Annotated in this window: 1 protein-coding gene; it reads left to right on the top strand. The window is 70.4% G+C overall.

Annotated features, from left to right (window positions below; all coding sequences use genetic code 11):
• On the top strand, nucleotides 1–761 hold a 761-nt coding region (locus tag EYQ95_RS26260), incomplete at both ends, for a radical SAM protein (protein ID WP_132332194.1).

A 761-nucleotide genomic window follows, 5' to 3' on the forward strand; every position in this document is an offset into this window, starting at 1 on the left:
CCGCGACATCTCCATCGAGCTGGACCCGCGCTTCGTCGAGCCCGAGGACATCGCCCGCCTGGCGGCGCTGGGCTTCAACCGCGCCAGCCTGGGCGTGCAGGACTTCGACCCGGTCGTGCAGGCCGCCGTCAACCGCATCCAGAGCGTGGAGGAAACCCGCGACGTGGTCGAGGCCTGCCGCGCCCACGGCTTCGCCTCGGTCAACATCGATCTCATCTACGGCCTGCCGAAACAGACCCCTGAAGGCTTCGCCCGCACCCTCGACCAGGTGCTGGCCCTGCGACCGGACCGCCTGGCCGTCTACAGCTACGCCCACCTGCCCGAGCTGTTCCGCCCCCAGCGGCAGATCCACGAGGCCGACCTGCCGGCTCCCGACGTCAAGCTCTCCCTGCTGGTGCTGGCCATCACCCGCCTGACGCGGGCCGGCTACGTCTACATCGGCATGGACCACTTCGCCCTGCCCGATGACGAGCTGGCCATCGCCCAGGCCCGCGGCGGCCTGCACCGCAACTTCATGGGCTACACCACCCATGCCGACTCGGACCTGGTCGGCTTCGGCGTGAGCGCCATCAGCCACATCGGCAGCACCTTCAGCCAGAACCCGCGCGACCTGCCCACCTGGGAGGCCGCCCTCGACGCCGGCCGCCTGCCCGTCTTCCGCGGCATGTACCTGTCCGAGGACGACCAGCTGCGCGCCGACCTCATCCAGGCCCTCATGTGCCAGGGCGAAATCCCCGTGCGGGCGCTGGAACGGCGGTACG

The sequence above is a fragment of the Lysobacter sp. N42 genome, from assembly GCF_004344885.1.